Source organism: Planococcus sp. VCh962 (assembly GCF_057748275.1).
Genome location: NZ_JBYLHS010000003.1, coordinates 176,823 through 196,323, shown reverse-complemented (window position 1 = coordinate 196,323; position 19,501 = coordinate 176,823). Strand labels below are relative to the sequence as shown.

General features: G+C 47.2%; 18 protein-coding genes and 1 riboswitch. Of the genes, 8 read left to right on the top strand and 10 right to left on the bottom strand.

What is annotated here, in order from left to right; translation table 11 throughout:
- Positions 1-204 precede the first annotated feature (204 nt).
- The 3 genes from pabB to AC3AQ9_RS12195 form a co-directional block, all read right to left on the bottom strand.
- On the bottom strand, positions 205-1,941 hold the full coding sequence (gene pabB, locus AC3AQ9_RS12205; RefSeq protein ID WP_488307763.1) for an aminodeoxychorismate synthase component I: 1,737 nt from the start codon (positions 1,939-1,941) through the stop codon (positions 205-207).
- Complete coding sequence (locus AC3AQ9_RS12200; protein ID WP_488307762.1) at positions 1,938-2,543, bottom strand: anthranilate synthase component II; 606 nt, start codon at positions 2,541-2,543, stop codon at positions 1,938-1,940. The genes pabB and AC3AQ9_RS12200 overlap by 4 nt, the downstream gene beginning before the upstream one ends.
- Before the next feature lie 230 nt (positions 2,544-2,773).
- On the bottom strand, positions 2,774-3,583 hold the full coding sequence (locus AC3AQ9_RS12195; RefSeq protein WP_488307761.1) for an IclR family transcriptional regulator: 810 nt from the start codon (positions 3,581-3,583) through the stop codon (positions 2,774-2,776).
- Between the two features lie 203 nt (positions 3,584-3,786).
- Here AC3AQ9_RS12195 and AC3AQ9_RS12190 point away from each other — a divergent pair, with 203 nt between their 5' ends.
- The 8 genes from AC3AQ9_RS12190 to AC3AQ9_RS12155 all read left to right on the top strand — a co-directional run bounded on the left by AC3AQ9_RS12190 (position 3,787) and on the right by AC3AQ9_RS12155 (position 11,643).
- Positions 3,787-4,554, top strand: coding sequence for a dioxygenase family protein (locus AC3AQ9_RS12190; RefSeq protein ID WP_488307760.1), 768 nt, complete (start codon positions 3,787-3,789; stop codon positions 4,552-4,554).
- Between the two features lie 93 nt (positions 4,555-4,647).
- A complete protein-coding gene (locus tag AC3AQ9_RS12185) occupies positions 4,648-5,484 on the top strand; it encodes an alpha/beta fold hydrolase (RefSeq protein ID WP_488307759.1) in 837 nt (278 codons plus the stop codon).
- Positions 5,485-5,516: 32 nt separating this feature from the next.
- Positions 5,517-7,178: an SLC13 family permease gene (locus tag AC3AQ9_RS12180; protein WP_488307758.1), complete on the top strand. Its 1,662-nt coding sequence runs from the start codon at positions 5,517-5,519 to the stop codon at positions 7,176-7,178.
- Between the two features lie 21 nt (positions 7,179-7,199).
- Positions 7,200-7,919 carry a carboxymuconolactone decarboxylase family protein gene (locus AC3AQ9_RS12175; protein WP_488307757.1) on the top strand — a complete coding sequence of 240 codons (720 nt, stop codon included), beginning with the start codon at positions 7,200-7,202 and terminating at the stop codon, positions 7,917-7,919.
- A gap of 20 nt (positions 7,920-7,939) precedes the next feature.
- Positions 7,940-8,626 carry a CoA transferase subunit A gene (locus AC3AQ9_RS12170; RefSeq protein WP_488307756.1) on the top strand — a complete coding sequence of 229 codons (687 nt, stop codon included), beginning with the start codon at positions 7,940-7,942 and terminating at the stop codon, positions 8,624-8,626.
- Positions 8,623-9,264, top strand: coding sequence for a 3-oxoacid CoA-transferase subunit B (locus AC3AQ9_RS12165; RefSeq protein WP_488307755.1), 642 nt, complete (start codon positions 8,623-8,625; stop codon positions 9,262-9,264). Before AC3AQ9_RS12170 ends, AC3AQ9_RS12165 begins: the two co-directional genes overlap by 4 nt.
- A 49-nt stretch (positions 9,265-9,313) precedes the next feature.
- Positions 9,314-10,453, top strand: a complete 1,140-nt coding sequence (locus AC3AQ9_RS12160) for a muconate cycloisomerase family protein (protein ID WP_488307754.1) — start codon at positions 9,314-9,316, stop codon at positions 10,451-10,453.
- Positions 10,450-11,643, top strand: a complete 1,194-nt coding sequence (locus AC3AQ9_RS12155) for a thiolase family protein (protein ID WP_488307753.1) — start codon at positions 10,450-10,452, stop codon at positions 11,641-11,643. The genes AC3AQ9_RS12160 and AC3AQ9_RS12155 overlap by 4 nt, the downstream gene beginning before the upstream one ends.
- A 160-nt stretch (positions 11,644-11,803) precedes the next feature.
- On the opposite strand, the gene AC3AQ9_RS12150 is transcribed toward AC3AQ9_RS12155, so the two are convergent.
- The 7 genes from AC3AQ9_RS12150 to AC3AQ9_RS12120 form a co-directional block, all read right to left on the bottom strand.
- Positions 11,804-12,037, bottom strand: a complete 234-nt coding sequence (locus tag AC3AQ9_RS12150) for a hypothetical protein (RefSeq protein WP_488307752.1) — start codon at positions 12,035-12,037, stop codon at positions 11,804-11,806.
- A gap of 145 nt (positions 12,038-12,182) precedes the next feature.
- Complete coding sequence (locus AC3AQ9_RS12145; RefSeq protein WP_488307751.1) at positions 12,183-12,671, bottom strand: flavodoxin domain-containing protein; 489 nt, start codon at positions 12,669-12,671, stop codon at positions 12,183-12,185.
- On the bottom strand, positions 12,652-13,698 hold the full coding sequence (locus AC3AQ9_RS12140) for a ribonucleotide-diphosphate reductase subunit beta (protein WP_488307750.1): 1,047 nt from the start codon (positions 13,696-13,698) through the stop codon (positions 12,652-12,654). Before AC3AQ9_RS12140 ends, AC3AQ9_RS12145 begins: the two co-directional genes overlap by 20 nt.
- Before the next feature lie 12 nt (positions 13,699-13,710).
- On the bottom strand, positions 13,711-15,993 hold the full coding sequence (locus AC3AQ9_RS12135) for a ribonucleoside-diphosphate reductase subunit alpha (RefSeq protein ID WP_488307749.1): 2,283 nt from the start codon (positions 15,991-15,993) through the stop codon (positions 13,711-13,713).
- A 1-nt stretch (position 15,994) separates the two neighbouring features.
- Entirely contained in the window at positions 15,995-16,480 is a 486-nt protein-coding gene (locus AC3AQ9_RS12130; protein WP_488307748.1) for an acyl-CoA thioesterase, read from the bottom strand.
- A 157-nt stretch (positions 16,481-16,637) separates the two neighbouring features.
- A riboswitch (cobalamin riboswitch) is annotated at positions 16,638-16,815 on the bottom strand.
- Positions 16,816-17,045: 230 nt separating this feature from the next.
- Positions 17,046-18,317 (bottom strand): Nramp family divalent metal transporter, encoded by a 1,272-nt coding sequence (locus AC3AQ9_RS12125; protein ID WP_488307747.1) that lies wholly within the window; start codon positions 18,315-18,317, stop codon positions 17,046-17,048.
- A 249-nt stretch (positions 18,318-18,566) separates the two neighbouring features.
- The gene (locus tag AC3AQ9_RS12120) at positions 18,567-19,394 is read right to left on the bottom strand and encodes an undecaprenyl-diphosphate phosphatase (protein WP_488307746.1); all 828 of its coding nucleotides are present in this window, start codon (positions 19,392-19,394) and stop codon (positions 18,567-18,569) included.
- Positions 19,395-19,501: the final 107 nt, after the last annotated feature.

Sequence of the window (19,501 nt, the reverse complement as noted above, 5' to 3'; positions counted from 1 at the left end):
AGCCCAGAAACTCTATTGTTTTCTGATTACTTATATCCTACAGCGCACTAATGTAAAAGTAAAATCTTTTGGCCTACTCTTTTGCACAAAATTTAATAAATAGATATTAATCTGATTCCGGAAAGCGGATACTTCACTATACCCGCCTCTAATTTTTGCTAAACCAATGGACAATAAGGAATTATTATCCACTCTAACTTCTATTTAATGAATTTCAGTCTTTAGCCAGCCTCTGACACTATTGATAAACCAGACCGCATCGAAATCCTTCAACTCTTTTTTATGGATTACTTTTTCTTCGATTTCCCCTTGATCCAGCAGATATTGCCGGAAGGTCCCTGGCAATAAACCACAGCTTACTGGAGGTGTAAAGAACTTCCCTTCTTTTTCAACCACTATATTGCCAATCGTAAATTCGGTCAGTTCTTCTTTTTCATTCCACAATAATACTGAAAAATTGTGATTTTCACCACTTTTATGCTTATCGTATATTTTTCGATACGTAGTTTTATGGAATAGAAATGGATTGGAGCTGTCTACGGCAGAAGCCGCCAACTCACAAGTGACCGGTTCCGCTATTGGTGAGATTTCTTGTGCCTCTGTAGAAATATTCCCTTCTTTGTCCAGGAGCAGCCTTACTTTAAAGATACCGTTCGGATGCTCTTTCGCTAAAACCATGAGCTTTTGTTCCGCCTGACCGGTATTTCCCGGGAAATTAAAATAATGGGAAGAATCCTTGAGGCGCTGCAAATGATAAGACAGCAATGGATACTTTCCGTCTTCCAGTTTCAGCGATTCCAGCAATTTAAACTCTGGCCGCTTCGCTGTCAGCACTTGTGCTTTGGTATACAGCTCCTGGTATTCACCTTCTGAAGTCGAATCCCATGTTATGCCTCCGCCTACCCCGTACCGGGCCGTTTTCTCTTCTGCATCGATGACGACTGTCCGGATGGGAACATTGAAGACAGCATTTTTTTCAGGTGTGATAAAGCCGATCGCTCCGCAATACACTTCTCTTGGTGATTGTTCGAGCGCCGCAATCGTTTTCATGGTGCTGATTTTTGGCGCTCCCGTTATGGAACCGCACGGAAACAATGCCTGGAACCAGTTCAGCACCGTTGCTTCAGAATCCAGTTCGGCTTCCACAGTCGATGTCAGCTGAAGCACAGTCGGATACGTCTCTGCTTGGAATAGTTTCGCCACATTGACCGTCCCTGGTTTTGCCAGCCGGCTGAGGTCATTGCGAAGCAAATCGACAATCATCAGATTTTCTGCCCGTTCTTTTTCAGAAGCCAGCAATTTGGCCATGTTTTCTGCATCTTCTGCTGTATTTCGCCCTCTTGGCGCTGTGCCTTTCATCGGCTTGGTGGTCAGTTTGCCGTCTTTCACCTGGAAAAACAGTTCAGGGGAAGCGGAAAGGATCCGGTATTTCCCCAAATTTAAATAAGCGCTATATCCGGCCTGCTGATTTCTGGCTAACTGGTTATAGAACGACCGGTCACTTCCCGTAAATTTCGCATGGAGCCTATCGGTATAATTCACTTGATACGTATGCCCTTCTTCGATGGCATCTTTGATCTGCTTTATGCCGTTTTTATATTGCTCTATTGAACTGGCTATGTTCCAGTCCGACACTTGGTAAGGCTCTTCTGTCTGTGCTTGATCCAGAGAAAACGGATGCTCAAAAATGCCGAACCAGACAAGCGGCATTTCAGCTCCGGACCGGACCTGCATTTCCGGATGAAACGCAGGTGCCGCTTCGTAGGAAACATAGCCAGCCGCATAAAACCCCTGTTGGATTTCCTGTTCAATGCTTTCCATAATTGTGGGCACTTCTTCAACAATGTATGTCTCCAACACTTTTATTGGATTCTGAAATGCGATCGGCTCAAGCTTGCCGTGGTCGTTTTGAAACTCGAACATTAGGTAAGGGTTGGTCATTGCGCTATCCTCCTTGCCTGTTTGTTCTTCCAAGCTCTTGCATCTTTATAGCAATTTTCGAGCATCTGAAATCCATCTGTCGTTAAAATCGATTCCGGGTGGAACTGAATCCCGGTTACTGGCAGCATTTTGTGCTGCACGCCCATAACTACGCCGTCTTCTGTTTCAGCGGTAATTCGCAGGCACTCGGGCATTGCAGACTTTTCCGCAATCAATGAATGATAACGCGTCACATTCGTCGGGGAAGCAATTCCTGCAAATATGCCTATGCCGTCATGAGCCATTACAGAAACCTTGCCATGCATCGGCTGCTTTCCTTTACCGATGCGTCCGCCAAAATGTTCGATGATCGTCTGATGGCCGAGGCACACGCCTAAAATCGGAAACTCACCGCTGAGCGAAAGCAGGATTTCCTTAGTTGCTCCTGACTGCACTGGCCGGCCCGGCCCTGGTGACAAGACAATCAGATCTGGAGACATTTTTTTCACTTCTTCTGCTGTGATTTGTTCATTTTGAAAGACTGCAACGTCAGAGTCGAACTGTTCCAGGTAATGGACCAGATTATAGGTAAACGAATCTTGGTTATCGATGATGACGATCATGGGTGCACCTCTTTATTCTGAATCTATTGGTTGATTTTATTATACTTGGTTGCGCTGCAGCTGTGTGATTTACGCAATAAAAATCGCAGCTCTCCTGCTGATTATCTGCCGATATTGATTTTTCATAAACAAAGCCCAGCCATAAGATGGCTGGGCTTTGTTTTATTTTATTTATCCCGTTTTATCAGTCAGTGAGAGATGAAGAAAATCTTCACTGAGCGAAGTTTCTTCTATTGCTCGTAAGTGGAGCTATTGGCCGCCGCAAGCGCTTGGCCTATTTGTTCAGCTGCTTCTTGCAGCAATGGCAGAAAATCATCGCGCAGCATGTCTTTGCTGATGCGGCCGGCGTGCACTGAACAGTTCATGGCGGCGATGACTTTCCCATTTGCATTTCGGATCGGCACCGCAATGGAACGCAGCCCTTCTTCAAACTGCTGATCTACGCCGCCCCAATCGTTCTGGCGTACTTCTTCCAGCACCTTGAAAAGTTCTTCTTTATCTGTAATCGTTTTATCGGTGTATTTTTCGAATTCCATTTTTTCCAAGTAAGCTTCCAGCTCTGCCGGCGGCAAATTGGCGAGAAGCACATGACCCATGGATGTGGCATAAGCCGGAAGCCGCGAGCCGACACCCAGGTTGATGGACATGATGCGTTTGGTTGATACACGGGCCACATAGAGGATGTGCATGCCGTCCAATATCGAAATCGAACACGATTCCCCTGTCCGGTCCACGAATTGCTTCATGAATGGATGCGCAATACTCCAGCTATTATTGGAAGATAAATATGCATAACCTAAGGATAAGGTTCGGGCAGTTAATGAGTAGCTTCCATTTTTCGATTCCGCAAAGCCAAGAGCTTCAAGCGTCAAAAGGATTCGCCGGGCTGCCGGCCTGCTAAGTCCTGTTTGTTTAGCAGCTTCACTGACAGTCATTGAAGAATTATGCTGAGAAAAAGCCTGTATGACTTGCAGTCCACGCTCCAGTGACTGAATATAGTCCCCCGATTTTTTAAAATTGTCTAATTCTTTTGTTGACAATTGCTTTACCCCCTGTGTAAGATGAGATTGTACGTATAACGAATTATTGTACGTATATCGTACAATAATCTTATTGACATTGCAAGCGTTTTGAATGGATCTTTTCTTTTTTACAGGTTCATGAATGCGTTTACATTATTTAATTTCAAAACTAGTAATAAGCAAGCCCGCATTACCATACTATCTATTAGGGGGAATTGAGGATGGCAGAAACGACTGTAAAAAACGAACGCGTATTGTCAGCATATGAAGGCTTTGTAAAACATCTTAAAAACTTTTTGGACGAGCAGCAATTCAATCACGAAGAGTATACAAACTTTGTGAAATGGGCAGACCGCCTTGGACGCAGCGGAGAAATCCCGTTATTCTTGGATGTCTTTGTGGAAACCCATGTACTGGAAGCGAAGTACAAGGACTCTCCAGGTACTGAACCTTCTCTTCTTGGACCATACTACGTAGAAAACCCGCCATTAGTGGAAGAAGCACCGTTCGTTATACCGCAGCGCGAAAACGAACCGGGCGACAAACTGGTATTCTTCGGAAATGTCAGTTCCGTAAACGGACCTCTTGCAAACACGAAAGTGGAATGGTGGCAGGATGATGCAGATGGCTTGTATTCAAACTTCGATTCAACTGCACCGGACTTCAATCTTCGCGGCCAGTTCCAGACGGATGAAAACGGCGATTTCGAAGTGCATTCAATCGTTCCGATCCCTTATCAAATCCCGACTAGCGGACCAACTGGCGAGTTCACTTTTGCTGCTGGCTACCATGCTTACCGGCCAGCGCATATCCATATCAAATTCGAGCACGAAGGCCATGAAACATTGATTACACAAGTATTTTTCGAAGGCGACGAGTGGCTGGAAACAGATGTTGCTGGTGGCGTCCGCTCTTCATTGACATCTAAATTAATTGATAAAGGCGACCACAAGGAAGCATCTCTGAACTTTGTAATGAGAACTGAATAAGCAGGGATCCTATGGCTGTCGAGGAAATCTTGACAGCCTCTTCTTATTACATACTTACCATGCAAGGCCAATCTTTGAATTGAGGTGCAACGGATGATGGAATTGTACAAATTAAATATCAATGGAAATGACATTCAAATAGCTGATTATCCAGGGGAAAAAGGTCCGATTATCGCGATTCATGGACTGACTGGCACTCATAAAAACATGCATTATTATGCAGAAAAGCTGAAAGGCGAATACCGCTTTATCGCAGTGGACCTTCGGGGCCGCGGAAACAGCTCGGAAGCCGATCCGGATACTTCCATTTTCAAACATGCGGAAGATATACTCGGGCTCATTGAAGAACTAAAGCTCGAAAATCCAATTTTGCTGGGCTATTCCATGGGCGGTTTTATCTCCGCAATTGTAGCAAGCCGCTTGAAATCCATAAAAGCGCTGATTTTATTGGACGGAGCCGCTAAAGCTTCAGAACATCAGCGCGGCATTATCCAGCCTTCTCTTGGCCGCATCAGCCGCCATTTCGACTCCAAGGAACATTACGCAGAAGAGATCAAGAAAATCTATGCAAATCTTGGCATTGAATGGACGGATGTACTACAGGATACAGTGGAATATGAAGTTGGACCGGCCGGTGACCATTGGGAAAACAAAGCGGATGAGTCACAGATTGTTGCTGATTTCGAAAGCTTCTATACTTTTGACCCGGCACAAATCGGCAAGAATATTGAGTGCCCGACATTGCTTGTCTACGCCGAAGGAAACATCGGCTCTATGCCTCCGTTGTTCTATTTGGACGATTACAAAGAAACGCAGGCTTCAATCGACGAAATCAAAACAGTGGTTTCCGACTGCAACCATTACACAATGGTATTCGAACAACGCGATGACATTCAAAAAGAGATGGATGCTTTTTTAGAGAAACTATAATTTAGTAATGAGGGTTGAATGGGGGAATATGAATGAATTTTTCGTTTAAGAAACTGAATCAAAGTATGTGGAAATCTCACAAAGAAACAAAAGACTTGGTGACCATGGCGGAACTCCGGACACACAGCAATGCTGGGGTGGCAACTGCTGAAATGCCTGGAAAGAAAAAAACAACGGCCACTGGCCAGGAACAGACAGAGCACAAGAACTCATACAGCACCACACAATTGATTGGGCTCTTTTTAGGGCCAATCCTATTTCTATTAGTGCTCTTCGCCTTGCCGCTTCCGGGACTTAGTGATCCCGGGCGTGCAGTGCTGGCCATTACAGCCTGGATGGCTGTCTGGTGGCTGTCCGAAGCGATTCCACTTGGCATCACTTCCCTCATGCCGCTGATCTTGCTGCCATTAATGGGAGCGGTTGATGGAAACGTCGCCGCTTCAAGCTATGGCGATTCGCTGATTTTCTTATTCATCGGAGGATTTGCACTGGCTTTGGCACTCGAGCGATGGAATCTTCATGAACGAATCGCCATTACCGTTTTAAGTGCAGTTGGCGCAAGTACTTCCGGCCTTGTTCTTGGCTTTATGATTGCAACCGGCTTCCTTTCCATGTGGGTGTCCAATATGGCGACTGTCATGCTGATGATTCCAATTGGCCTGGCCATTATCGCCAAAGTCGTTAACTTAATGAAAGAAGACGATGTTTATACGGTAGAAGAAGAACAGAAATTCACAAAATCGATTGTTTTTGCCATTGGTTTCGGCGGTACGATCGGCGGAAGTGCCACTTTGATCGGCACACCAACGAACCTTGTGCTCGCTGGCCTTGCTAAAGAGTTGTTTGGAATCGAAATTTCTTTTGCCCACTTTTTCCTTTTTGCTTTTCCATTGACAGTATTGCTAATGATATTCTCAATTTTCTACCTCACAAAAATCGCCTATCCCATGAAAGTTAAAAAAATCGCAAATGGCCAGCAGTTTGTGCTCGAACGCAAACAAGAACTCGGCAAACTGGGATATGAAGAAAAAGTCGTCCTGGCCATCTTCTTCTTAACCGGATTTTTCTGGATGACGCGCACGTTCCTGTGGAGTGATTTGATCCCCGGATTGAGCGACACGATGATTGCAATGGTGGCAGCAGTCTTGTTGCACGCCATTCCTGCTTCCGGTAATACGGGAGAACGCCTATTAGATGCTGATTCCCTGAAAAACATGCCTTGGGGCGTTTTACTTCTAGTCGGTGGCGGACTTGCGTTGGCATCCGGCTTTAACGGTACGGATCTGGCTTCTTGGATTGGCAGCCAATTAATGCTGCTTGACGGAGCTCCTTATCTGCTGGTGCTGCTGATCACAACATTGCTCGGAATCGGCATGACGCAAATGACGCCGAACACCGCTACAGTGACGATTTTGGTTCCAATTGCTGCAGCGTTGGCACTGGCTATTGATGTTCATCCGCTTCCGCTGATGACAGCCGTTGCCATGGGAGCAGGATTCGCATTCATGCTGCCGATTGGCACACCATCAAACGCCATTATTTTTGCCACAGGCAAAATCACAATGATGGACATGCTCCGCAAAGGGACAGGATTAACCATTTTAGCGCTTTTCCTGATTATTGTATTTGTGTACTATGTCCTTCCTGTTATATTCGGCATCAACCAGTTTGAATATCCGGCAAGTTTAAAATAATTTTTTCCTAGGAGTGTCATTATGAGCAAAGCATTAGAATATTTCAAAGAAGTTTATGACGTCGTTCCGGGCTGGGTGCAGAAAATGTACGATTACAGCCCGGAAGTGTTGGATAAATATACGGGTATCCGCGGGGAAATCATGCAGGACGGTTCCTTGTCTCGCAAAGAGAAAGACGCATTGATCGCCAGCATGAACGCTGCCCGGCTGTACTCGCGAAGCATGATGTTCCATACGAAAGGCGCGGTCGATTTCGGCTATTCTGCATCTGAATTAGTTGAATTCTTCCTTACCGCTTACCTTTACAAAGGCGATGCGGCACTGAAAAAAGCGTTTGAAGCAGTTCCTTATGCTTTGGAATTGAGCGGAAAAACCATCGTTCTTCCTGAAGCCACTCCGGAAACGGCCGATGATCTGCTCGGTACGATGATTGGCTGGCTTACAGAAGAAGATACTTCTTATCTTGAACAAGTCGCATCTGCCCTCAACCAAGGAGATATGGAAAAAGTATCCGCTTTGATTCTTACAGACGGCAAAATATCTTCAAAGTTGAAACTTTTGAACATGGCCGGTAATTTCATTGTTGAACTTGATGGCAGCGGCGCTGCACCGTGGATGGAAAAAGCGCGCAATGCAGGAGCTTCAGAAGCCGACTTGGCGGATCTTGGCTATATCTGCATCTTGACTGCCGGCATTCCGGCTTGGTTTGAACTGAGTGATTCATTAAAAACTGTGGAATAAGCGCAGAACGGAGGCACACGATGTCAAAAATACAGCATGACATACAACAAGCATTATCTTATGTAAAAGCCGGAGACACTGTTCTGGTCGGAGGATTTGGATTGATCGGTGCTCCCCTTACCTTAATAGATGGTTTAACTGAAAAAGACGTCAAAGATTTAACGATTGTCAGCAACAACCTCGGAGAGTCCGGAAAAGGGCTCGGGATTTTATTGAACCAAAACAAAATTAAAAAAGGCATTGGGTCTTATTTCACCAGCAACCGGGATGTCGGCGACAAATACCAAAAAGGCGAAATTGAACTGGAGCTTTTGCCGCAAGGCACTTTAGCGGAATCCTTGCGTGCTGGCGGTGCCGGGATTGGCGGCTATTATACGACTACAGGCGTCGGTACAGACCTTGCCAAAGGAAAAGAAGAACGCGAAATCGATGGAGTGAAATATATTCTGGAAAAAGCGATCCGTGCGGATGTCGCTTTGATCCGTGCCTATAAGGCGGATACATTGGGAAACCTCGTTTACTACAAAACGGCACGGAACTTTAATCCCTTGATGGCAACCGCTGCGAAAACGGTCATTGTCGAAGTGGACGAAATTGTCGAACCCGGTGAGTTGAATCCCGAAGAAGTCGTGACTCCTTTCATCTATGTCGATTTCATCGTGAAAGCACAGCAAGTTCTGACGAAAGAAGGTGTGGTGAGCGTATGACAGTCCAGATGAGCAAATCAGAAACTCAGCATATGATTGCGAAACGCGTTGCCCTTGAATTGAAAGGCCCTTGCACCGTTAACCTTGGAATCGGCATTCCGACATTGGTAGCGGAATACATGACCGAAGACAATATATACCTCCATACGGAAAACGGCTTACTTGGCGTGACGGATGTCGAGGAAGCGGATATTGATCCGAACCTGGTCAATGCTGGCAAATTGCCGGTCGGCGAAGCGGTCGGCGCGTCATTCTTCAACAGTTCGGATTCGTTTGCGATGATCCGCGGCGGCCATGTCGATGTCGCAATCCTCGGGGCGCTGCAAGTAGACCAAACCGGCGTAATCGCCAACTGGGCGGTTCCGGGCAAGAACATCATGGGAGTCGGCGGAGCGATGGATCTGCTTGTCGGCGCCAAGAAAGTCTTTGTAACCATGAGCCATACATCCAAAGACGGCAGTTCCAAGCTGTTGAAAGAGTGTACCTACCCGATTACCTCCACGCGCCAAGTGGATATGATTTTTACGGAACTTGCGGTATTCAAAGTCACCGGCAATCAATTGAAGCTGGTGGATCTGATGCCGGGCGTTACGCTGGATGACGTCAAAGAAAAAACCGAAGCTTCGTTTATCGAATAAAGCGAATTCTGCTGTGGCAGGACCAACTAAAGAAAGCAGGTTTATTTGCATGAAGATACGTTCTTTTGAAGTTTATATATTGGATTTACCGACCATCCGCCCCCACCAGCTCGCGATGCATACCATTACGGTACAGACAATTGTGGTTGGCTGTGTGACGGACGAAGACGGCCGTGAAGGCTGGTCAGAAGTGGCGACGATCGGCGGCGCTTCATACGGTGAATCAACGCCGGAAGCCATCAAAGCGAATATCGATACGTATATCACCCCACTCATCATCGGGCAGAATCCGATTCATTTCGATAAAATCATGAATGATGTATCAAAACTCGTACGGGGTAATTATTTCGCTAAGACCGTCGTGGAAAATGCCATTATCGATTTGGCAGCAAAAGCGAAAGGCATTCCCGCTTTCGAACTGTTCGGCGGCCAAATCCATAAATCCTTGCCAATCGCCTGGACGCTCGCCAGCGGCAATACGGAAAAAGATATCGAAGAAGCACAAGAACTTCTTCAGCAGAAACGCCATAATATTTTCAAGCTGAAAATCGGCAAAGGCGATCCTTTCAAAAATGTTGAGCATGTCCGTAAAATCAAGGAAGCGCTCGGTGATGCAGCACGCTTGACAGTCGATGTTAACCAGGCGTGGGATGAAGATACATCGAATTATTGCATCGCAGCGCTTGAAGCTGGCGGTGTATCGATGGTCGAACAGCCGCTTGTGGCTTGGGATTTTGAAGGCATGTCCAGACTCACCGCCAAATTCAACGTGCCAATCATGGCTGATGAAGCGGCGACAAGCATCCAGGACGTCTTCCGGATCGCCAAATACCGCGCCGGCAACTCCATCGCTCTGAAACCCTGCAAGCACGGCGGCATGACGCAGACGAAAAAAGTTGTCGGCATTGCGGAAGCGGCGGGCCTTGGTTTATACGGCGGAACGATGATTGAGTCGAGCCTCGGGACAGCCGCATGCGCTCAGCTGTACTCAACGATTTCCGACTTGAAATTCGGCACCGAAATCTTCGGTCCGCTGCTTTTCAAAGACAATGTCACCGTCAATGAAATCAAATTCGAGAATTTTGAAATAGTCGTTCCCGACGGTCCGGGCTTCGGCATGGAAATCGACAAGGAAAAAGTAAAACATTACGCAAGAGAATTTTCCGGAAAACAGGAGATGATGAATTGAAGAATGCAGTAATCGTAGATTCTGTCAGAACCGCCATCGGAAAACTAGGCGGTACCATCGGCAATGAAACCGTCGATTTGATCGGCGCCCATGTGATCGAAGAATTGCTCCGCCGCACTCAGCTGGATCCCGCTTCTGTCGAAGAAGTGATCATGGGGCAAGCGAAGCAAAGTGCGGATGTCTCGAACTTGGCGCGCGTTGCCTTGCTGCGCGCCGGCATCCCGGTTGAAGTGCCTGGCTACACGTTGCACCGCCAATGCGGTTCAGGCGTCCAGGCAGTCAATTCCGCCGCACAGCAAATCCAGACCGGATTGAGCGATATCATCATCGCAGGAGGCGCCGAATCCATGAGCACCGCTCCTTATTACGTTAACAAGGTACGCTTTGGCACGAAATCTGGCGATGTGTTATTGAAAGACCCGAATACGGCGAGCCAGCCAGGTTCACAGCCGGTGGAAACATACGGCGAACTGAACATGGGCATCACTGCTGAAAATATTGCTGAAAGATACGGCATTTCGCGTGAAGAACAAGATGAATTTGCGCTGGAAAGCCAGGAACGGGCGGCGAACGCTATTGAAAAAGGCTTGTTCGATTCCCAAATCGCCCCTTATCCGGTGAAAACACGCAAAGGCGTGATTGAGTTTAAAACAGACGAACATCCGCGCCAAACGTCTTTGGAAAAGCTGGCTGGCCTGAAGCCTGTCTTTAAAGAAGGCGGCACGGTTACAGCGGGCAACGCCAGCGGACGCAACGACGGCGCCGCCGCTTTATTGGTGATGTCTGAAGACGAAGCTTTGAAACGCGGCTATCAGCCGAAAGCACGCGTCATCGCTCAAGCGGCAGTCGGCTGTTCCCCGGAAATCATGGGAATGGGGCCAGTCCATGCAACATTCAAGGCATTGAAGCAAGTAAATTTGAAGATTGAAGACATCGACATCATCGAACTGAACGAAGCGTTCGCTTCCCAGGCAGTCGCCTGCATCAACGAACTCGGTGCGGACCGCAGCCGGGTCAATCCGAATGGCGGCGCCATTGCGATGGGCCACCCAATCGGCGCGACAGGCGCGATCCTGTTGACGAAGCTGGTGCACGAACTGGAGCGCACCGGCAAGAAGTACGGCGTCGTAACACTGTGCATCGCCGGTGGCATGGGAATTGCATCGGTTGTAGAGAATCTGAGAGTTTAAAAGTGAAGCGCAGGATCTGCTGATTTTCAGCAGATCCTTTTTTGTTGTAAAGATATAGCTAGGGGACGAAATAGAGCTTGACGCAAGTAAAATTCGATTTGCTGCAAGTAAAGTGAATTTGCCGCAAGTAACCACGAGCTTGCTGCAAGTAAAGTCTCGTTTACCGCAAGTAAATTCGATTTGCTGCAAGTAACAGGCTCTTTTCCGCCAGTAAAGCTGAATCGCATGGATCAGAAATTAAAAAAGCAGGCCGCGAATCTTCAGCGGCCTGCTTCAAAATGATGAAGCCGATTTCATCAATTATTTCCATCTTCATCGGCTTCATTTTCATTTTCATCCGACTCGTTCTCGTTCTCGCCTGATTCGTTTTCATTTCCTTCATTTTCGTTTTCATTCACTTCGGATTCCATCTCGTTCTCTGCGTCGCCGCTGTTTCCTCCACATGCCGCTAGCATGCCTGCGGATAAAAAGACTGCTGCACCCAGCTTCCATCATTTATTCACTGTCATCCAGGTTCCTCCTCAGTAGTTAGCTGTCCCCTACTGATTATACCCGTCTATTTTTCGGGAAAACACCGATAGCCTATTGAGGACGCTGTCAATCAATTTCTCACAGCGTGCGATATCCTTGTCCTGCGGCGCCAATTCGATTTTCAAGGTAGCCGCCAGTTCCGTCTGCACATACAGCATGTCCCGGAAGCGGTCGACAGCCCCGCAGAACTCGGCGAAAAAGCTGTCGCCGGTACCAAAAACCGCTGTCACCAGTTCTTTACAGCCTAAGTTCTCAACAGTTTCAAACAACCTCCGCATTTCTTTCGGAATCTCACCGCTGCCCCAAGTGTATGTGCCAATCAAAACAGCATCGTAACGTGAGAGTCTAGAAAACGGAAAGCCTTTTACTGGCCAAAGCTCCACTTCCAGCCCCTTGGCAATGCAGATTTCCTGTAATATCTCCGCCACCGCTTTCGTATTCCCAGTGACAGATGCATAGACGATGGCAATCCGTGGCTCATAATTCGTCAAAGCCATTCGACTGCGACACTTTCGAATAGGTCCGGGATTTTTGCTCAAAAAAGTCCGATTTCGTGTCGTTCATCATGTCATCGCCGAACACCTGGATCCACGGCATCGGGTTGCTTTGTTCTGCATATAGATTATCAAGCCCCAGCTGGCGCAGCCGTTTATTGGCCAAGTATTCGACGTAACCTTCAAACTCGTCCAAATCGAGTCCTTGGATATCCGCCAGAATGTGATGCGCCCATTCTTTCTCCAGCTGCACTGCCTGATCGACTGCACGGTATACATACTGGATATTTTCTTCGGTATTCAACTCTGGATTTTCCGTCAGCATGATACGGATAAACTGGGAAATGAAATACGCATGCTGCATTTCATCACGCTGGATATAACTGATCATCGTGCTGGTCTTGAGCATCTTCTGCTGGCGCGCCAAGTGATAGAAAAAGGCAAAGCCGGCGTAGAAATAAATGCCTTCGAGATTGATCGAATTGACGCTTAAGCGGAATAAAGTCTGAGGTGTCGGGTTCTGGCGAAACGCTTCGTAAGCATCCAGAATCAATTCGTTGCGCTTCCGGACAATCGGATCGCTTTTCGCTTGATTGAAACGGGCGTTTTGTTCACTGATGGAAACGAGTGAACTCAGGATATACGAATACGATTCATTGTGAACCGCTTCCTGCTGTGAAATGACGGCGAAAATCGCCTTGAAGCTGGAATCGGTGACATAGTCCATGACCTGGCTCATCGTCGGTGTCTGCAGGCTGTCGAGCGATGCCAGCTGCGTGTTGATGCGCAGGAATACGTCACGCTCGATATCCGTCAAATGGTCCCATTGTTTAATGTCATCCTGCATATTGATTTCCTGGGCTTTCCAGAAGTTCGCCAGCAGCGTCTGGTACAAGTCATACATCTGTGGGTAAGCGATATCGTTCCAGTTTAATAAACCGGACGATTCCCCGTTGATGATGCCTGTAGATTTATTCGGCTGCTCGGGATTGAGCAGCTTGATTTTTTGTAACGGTGCGTGTATCGACATGATGATTCCTCCTTAGCTTTGGCATGCTTCGCATTCTTCGATTTCTGCCTGGGATGTGCTGCGCACGTAGTACGTCGTCTTCAGGCCTTGCTCCCATGCTTCGAAATGCAGCCCCAGCAATTCTTTCGCTTTGATGGTATGCGGCACATAGAAATTGAAGCTGACTGCCTGATCGATATGGCGCTGGCGGGCTGCGTTCTGGCGGATGCTCCAGTTCTGATCGAGCACGTGGCGGGCACGGCGGTAATAATCGTAAGTGTTGTGATCCAAATCCGGTGCCGTCACTTTGAACTTGAAATTTTTCTTTTCTTCGGCGTATTCAACAGCATAAAGCGGATCAATGCCGTCCGTCGAACCGCCGATTTTTGCTGTAGATGAATTTGGCGCTACCGCCATCATCCAGCCGTTGCGGACGCCGTTTTCCGTAATAGCGCTTTGCAGTTCACCCCAGCGTTCGCTGGTGTAACCCTTGCGTTCAAAATACTCGCCCGTCTCCCATTCCGACCCGGCAAATTCCCGGTAAGCGCCTTTTTCCTTGGAAATCTCCATCGAAGAGCGGATGGTATGGTAGGCAATTTCTTCGTACAATTTATCCGCGAACATGACAGCTTCCTCGGTTTCCCAATGGATGCCTTCAAGCGCAAGTAAGTGATGCCATCCGAAAGTTCCCAAACCAACTGCGCGGTATTTTTTATTCGTCGCGTCTGCCTGACCCACGGAAATGGTATTCAAATCAATGACATTATCCAGCATACGCATCTGAATCGGCACCAGGCGCTCTAGCACGTCCGCTTTCACCGCGCGCGGCAAGTTGATCGATGACAAGTTGCAGACGACAAAATCGCCCGGCTTGCGGATCATCACAAGGTTGCCATCTTCGTCGGTGTACTCTTTCATGATCGTTGTAGATGACATATTTTGCATAATTTCTGTGCACAAATTACTGCAGTAAATCGATGTGCGCCCTTTGCCGCGCAAGTGCTTGTTCGGGTTCTGGCGGTTCACTTCATCGCGGTAAAACATATACGGCGTGCCGGTCTCGAGCTGAGACACCATGATGCGCGCCATGATATCCATTGCCCGGTAGGTTTTCCTTGGCAGTAAAGAATTATTGACCGCTTCTTCGTATTTCTCCGCGAAATGCTTTACATCGGTTTCGTCATAGAAATCTTCCAGGCCCAGCGCAGTTCCCGCCTCGTCTTTCCACCCCATCATCTGTTTCACCTGATGCGGGCAGAACGTATGCCATTCACCGCTGCTGCGGCCGCTGTTGTCCGTTTCCTTCAGTTTTTCCATAAACAGATCCGGAATCGCTACGCCCGTGAAAATATCATGCGCTTTCCGGCGCTCGTCGCCGTTATTCGTTTTCAAATCCAAGAAACCGTTCATGATGTCTTTATGGAACACATCCAAGTAAATCGCTACGGCGCCTTGGCGTTGCCCGAGCTGATCGACGCTGACTGCTGTGTCGTTGACCAAACGGATCCACGGAATGACACCGGATGAATTGCCTTTGAACTTTTTGATGTCGGATCCGAGTGCCCGCACTTTGCCGTAATAGACGCCGATGCCGCCGCCGTCTTTGCTGAGGCGCGCGATGTCCCAGTTGTTCAAGTAAATGCCATCAAGCGAATCATCCACCGTATCGATAAAGCAGGACGACAACTGGCCGAAGCTCTTGCCGGCATTGGACAACGTAGGCGTCGCAACTGTCATATAAAGATTGCTCATGGCCCAATAAGCTTCTTTTACCAGTTCCAGCCGCTTGTCTTTTGGTTCGTTCTGCATCAAGGTCATCGCAATCACGAGGAAGCGCTCCTGCGGAAGCTCATACATATTCCCGTCATAATCCTTAGCCAAGTAACGGTCCGCCAGTAAAAACAAGCCGATGTAATTAAACAATAGATCGCGGTCCGCACGGATTTCATTGCCTAATACTTGGATTTCCTCTTTCGAGTAACTCTTTAATAAATCACCGGAATAAATACCGATGTCGCTTAGTTTTTGAACCAATTCGTAAAAATCGCCGTATTTGGATTCAGCCTGGAAGCCACGGCTTTTCGCCGCTTTTTCGTATAGCTCGTTTAAATAAAGTTCCGCCGCAACGAATGTCCAATCCGGTTCCGCCATGGATATGCGGTTGAGCGCATAAATTAGGGACTGCTCGCCTTTTGCTTGAATTTCCAGGTCTGCTACTTTTTCAAGTAAGGGTGCCGCATCAAGTTTGTAGACATCTCTCGCCCGCAGAATTGCTTTTGTCACGGCATCCTTTTCTGTGTGGATGATTGTATTCATATCAAACCAGCTCCTTTGCGTATTCGTTGATTTTCATGCGAAGTTGCTTGCGCTCTTGAGCGCCTTGGAACAGCTGCTTCTCATGTTCCGTTTCCGGCACTACCCCGGGCACCGGCGTCGGTTTTCCAGCATCGTCGACCGCCACCATCGTCAGGATAGCTGTTGTCGTCAAGGTTTTCTCCCCTGTTTCGATGCTTTGACATTCCGCTTTCACGTAAACTTCCATCGATGTACGGCCCGTGGAAATCACTACGCCTTCCAAAATCAAGATATTGCCGACCCGAACGGATGACAGGAAATTCACCGTGTCGATCGATGCGGTCACCACCGCTTTTCCGCTGTGTTTCATTGCGGTAATAGCCGCAATTTCATCGATATAGGCGAGCACCGTCCCTCCAAAAATCGTTCCCATATGATTGGTATCCGGCGGCAGCACCAATTTGGTCTGAATCGTCCGCGAACGGCTTGCTGTGATTTGCTGTGTCATCTCTATTCCTCCAGTCGGTATTTGGGCAAACAAAAAACCCATCTTCTCAGGCGAGAGGATGGGTCGGATAAACGTAAATAATCCAGTGGGAGCCGGCAAAAAAGCCGCTGCACCGCACGGAGTACCTTCGTTATACCTCCCAGCTCCCGGAGAAGGTCATTAACTTATAACGATGGCAGGTCTCCTGGCTCATGCTTCTTCCTACACTATGTCCTTCCCGTCCGTTGGACAGTGGATTGCCATAGTTCGTCAGCACTTACAGTTGCGGGTACAGCTCCGGTTTTCAGCGGATTCCCTATTAAGCCTTTTCAGGCACCATTATTATTGGCATTACTATATATGGTGTTGTTATGTATACAATTCACTAAATACTGTATTTATAAACTATAAACTAGATCTTTTTCTTTTACAAGCTAATAATTTATGCAAGAAATTTAAAGAAAGCCAGCAAGCACTTGCCTGCTGACTTCTTCTTTATTGCCAGGGAAAATCAATTTTTCTTCTGCACTCAATTTCTCTATCAAACTCTACAGATTCATGCATCATCTAAATTCTCTCTTTTTGGTTAAAACAATTTAAGCAGCTCAACGGTCCCCAGGTAAACAAAGACAATGACACAGGCTGTTAAAACGGTATTGGTGACCCAGCCGTTCTTGAATCCCGGGTCCACTCGTTTCGAATTGAGCAGAAGCATTAGGCTGATTGCTAGAAACGGCATGAACAAAGCGCCGAGCGCACCATATAAGATAACAAGAAGCACCGGCTGGCCGAAAAACAGCAGCAGCATCGGCGGGAATGTCAGCCATAGAAGATAAAAACGGTATGCCGGATCTTTCTTAGAAACCGGCTCATCAGAATCTGTCCCCTTTTTTCGCACCATCCGGACAAAGTCAGCAAACAGGTAAGGCACGCCGTTCCAAACACCCAATAAGGATGAAAATGCGGCAGACCAGGCGCCGATCAAGAACAGCCAGCGGGCAAAAGAACCAAATTGATCGCTATATAGACCGGATAACGCCACTAACCCTTCTTCTCCATTAATTTCAATGCCGGTACCGAATAAAAATTCTGCTCCGACGACCAGCAGAGATAAGGTGAAAATCGCTGTAATGATGTACCCGGTAGCGGAATCCACTCTCATCATTGGAATCCAAGCTTTGCCCACCCAATTCTTTTCACGGATCCAATAGCCGTATGACGCCATCGTAATCGTTCCGCCTACCCCGCCAAGCAGCCCTAAAACTAGCAGCAGCGAACTGCCGCCGGTCCGCGGCACAAAACCGCTCACGATATTTCCGATGTCCGGCAGAAGAATTACTGCTGAACCGACAACCGTGATAAACATGAGGCCGACCATGAGCGTCATCACTTTTTCAAAAAGTTCATAATGGCCGAACAGCACCAGTGCAAGACCGGCTAATCCATGAATGACTGCCCAAGCCCATAGGGGCATAATGGGAAACATCGTTACCATCATAATGGCACTCGTCGACATCGCAGCTGCCCCGTAACTGAATCCCCAAATGATGGAATAGACGCCGAAATAACCCGTTGCCCACTTTCCAAGCGAATGCCAGCCTTCCAGGATGGTCTTTCCTGTAGCCAGCTGCCAGCGTCCCATGCCTTCTGTGAAGTAAAACTTGAACAATGAACCGAGCAGAATAGCCCATCCGAGCGTCATGCCAAAAGCCGCCCCAGCGACAAGAGCCGCAATTAAATCACCAGTCCCCACTCCCGTTGCAGCGGTTACAAATCCCGGTCCGACCATTTTGGCTTTCTCTTTTAACGTACGCGGTACAACAGGTACTGATTTTTCAGTGCTTTGAACTGTAGACATTCAAAAACCTCCCTGTGCGCTCTAGTCTTCGACAAGCTCCGATGCAATACGTGAAAACTGCCATAAATAGACCATTCACTTAGCTGTTAAAATTCATTATAAAGCAATTTTCATATTAATTTAAAGAATTTTCAAAATTTTAATTAAAAGGAAAAACACATACTCTTTCAGCACTCCGTTGCAAAATCTTCTATCCTCATAAATAAAAACCCAATCTTCACAAGAAGATTGGGTTTTGTCCATATGCTCTTAAAGATAAACTACATAGATCAATGCTGCAAGAACGATCCGGTAAATCGCAAAAGGCACCAATTTGATTTTATCGATCAGCTTCAAGAAGAACTTAACTACCACTAGCGCTACAAAAAATGCACTGACAAAACCGACAGCAAAGAACGGCAAAGCGTCCATCGTGAAATATTGCCAGTTTTTAATCAGCGACAACCCACTGGCGCCAAGCATGATCGGCACAGCCATGATGAACGTAAAATCAGCGGCAGAGTGGTGGCTCATTCTCAGCAAAACACCTCCGGAAATTGTAGAACCGGAACGCGAGAATCCAGGCCAGAGGCCAAGACATTGGAAAAGGCCCATGCCTAATGCTTGCTTGTACGTCATCTGGTCAACCGTTTCGGTATGATGAGGTTTCTTTTTCGTGACAAAATCTGCAATCAACATAAGAATCGCTCCAATAACGAGTCCGATCACGACCGTTTCTACCGAAAATAGATACTCATCTATGTAATCTTCAAACAATAAGCCAAGCACGCCTGCAGGAATTAACCCGACAATCACTTTTGTTAAACTAAGGCGCTGTTTTTTCCCGGCTGTCGCTTTTCTATTCAGTCCAAGTAAATCTTTAAATCGATCTTTAAAAACGATGACTACCGCTAAAATCGATCCTAATTGAATGACTACTTTAAACGTATTTGCTACCGGCTCTGTGTACAGCTCTTTTGATTTCAGCCAAATGTCATCGACGATGATCATATGGCCCGTTGAAGAAACCGGTGCAAATTCTGTCAGCCCTTCAACAATCCCTAATATCATTGCAACAACTAATTCCCATAACTGCATGTTCTTTTCTCCTTTAAAATTAAATAATTAATGTTGATCATAAGCAGTGAAATCAGGCGCCCGGCGAAAAATTGCCGAAAAAATTTGGAAGCCTCACAGCTTCCAAA

Excerpts from the sequence above, each read along its gene's own strand:
- pabB (WP_488307763.1), bottom strand. The coding sequence starts at position 1,941 with ATGACCAACCCTTACCTAATGTTCGAGTTTCAAAACGACCACGGCAAG.
- AC3AQ9_RS12200 (WP_488307762.1), bottom strand. The coding sequence starts at position 2,543 with ATGATCGTCATCATCGATAACCAAGATTCGTTTACCTATAATCTGGTC.
- AC3AQ9_RS12190 (WP_488307760.1), top strand. The coding sequence starts at position 3,787 with ATGGCAGAAACGACTGTAAAAAACGAACGCGTATTGTCAGCATATGAA.
- AC3AQ9_RS12185 (WP_488307759.1), top strand. The coding sequence starts at position 4,648 with ATGATGGAATTGTACAAATTAAATATCAATGGAAATGACATTCAAATA.
- AC3AQ9_RS12180 (WP_488307758.1), top strand. The coding sequence starts at position 5,517 with ATGAATTTTTCGTTTAAGAAACTGAATCAAAGTATGTGGAAATCTCAC.
- AC3AQ9_RS12175 (WP_488307757.1), top strand. The coding sequence starts at position 7,200 with ATGAGCAAAGCATTAGAATATTTCAAAGAAGTTTATGACGTCGTTCCG.
- AC3AQ9_RS12170 (WP_488307756.1), top strand. The coding sequence starts at position 7,940 with ATGTCAAAAATACAGCATGACATACAACAAGCATTATCTTATGTAAAA.
- AC3AQ9_RS12165 (WP_488307755.1), top strand. The coding sequence starts at position 8,623 with ATGACAGTCCAGATGAGCAAATCAGAAACTCAGCATATGATTGCGAAA.
- AC3AQ9_RS12160 (WP_488307754.1), top strand. The coding sequence starts at position 9,314 with ATGAAGATACGTTCTTTTGAAGTTTATATATTGGATTTACCGACCATC.
- AC3AQ9_RS12150 (WP_488307752.1), bottom strand. The coding sequence starts at position 12,037 with ATGAAAACGAAAATGAAGGAAATGAAAACGAATCAGGCGAGAACGAGA.
- AC3AQ9_RS12145 (WP_488307751.1), bottom strand. The coding sequence starts at position 12,671 with ATGGCTTTGACGAATTATGAGCCACGGATTGCCATCGTCTATGCATCT.
- AC3AQ9_RS12140 (WP_488307750.1), bottom strand. The coding sequence starts at position 13,698 with ATGTCGATACACGCACCGTTACAAAAAATCAAGCTGCTCAATCCCGAG.
- AC3AQ9_RS12135 (WP_488307749.1), bottom strand. The coding sequence starts at position 15,993 with ATGAATACAATCATCCACACAGAAAAGGATGCCGTGACAAAAGCAATT.
- AC3AQ9_RS12130 (WP_488307748.1), bottom strand. The coding sequence starts at position 16,480 with ATGACACAGCAAATCACAGCAAGCCGTTCGCGGACGATTCAGACCAAA.
- AC3AQ9_RS12125 (WP_488307747.1), bottom strand. The coding sequence starts at position 18,317 with ATGTCTACAGTTCAAAGCACTGAAAAATCAGTACCTGTTGTACCGCGT.
- AC3AQ9_RS12120 (WP_488307746.1), bottom strand. The coding sequence starts at position 19,394 with ATGCAGTTATGGGAATTAGTTGTTGCAATGATATTAGGGATTGTTGAA.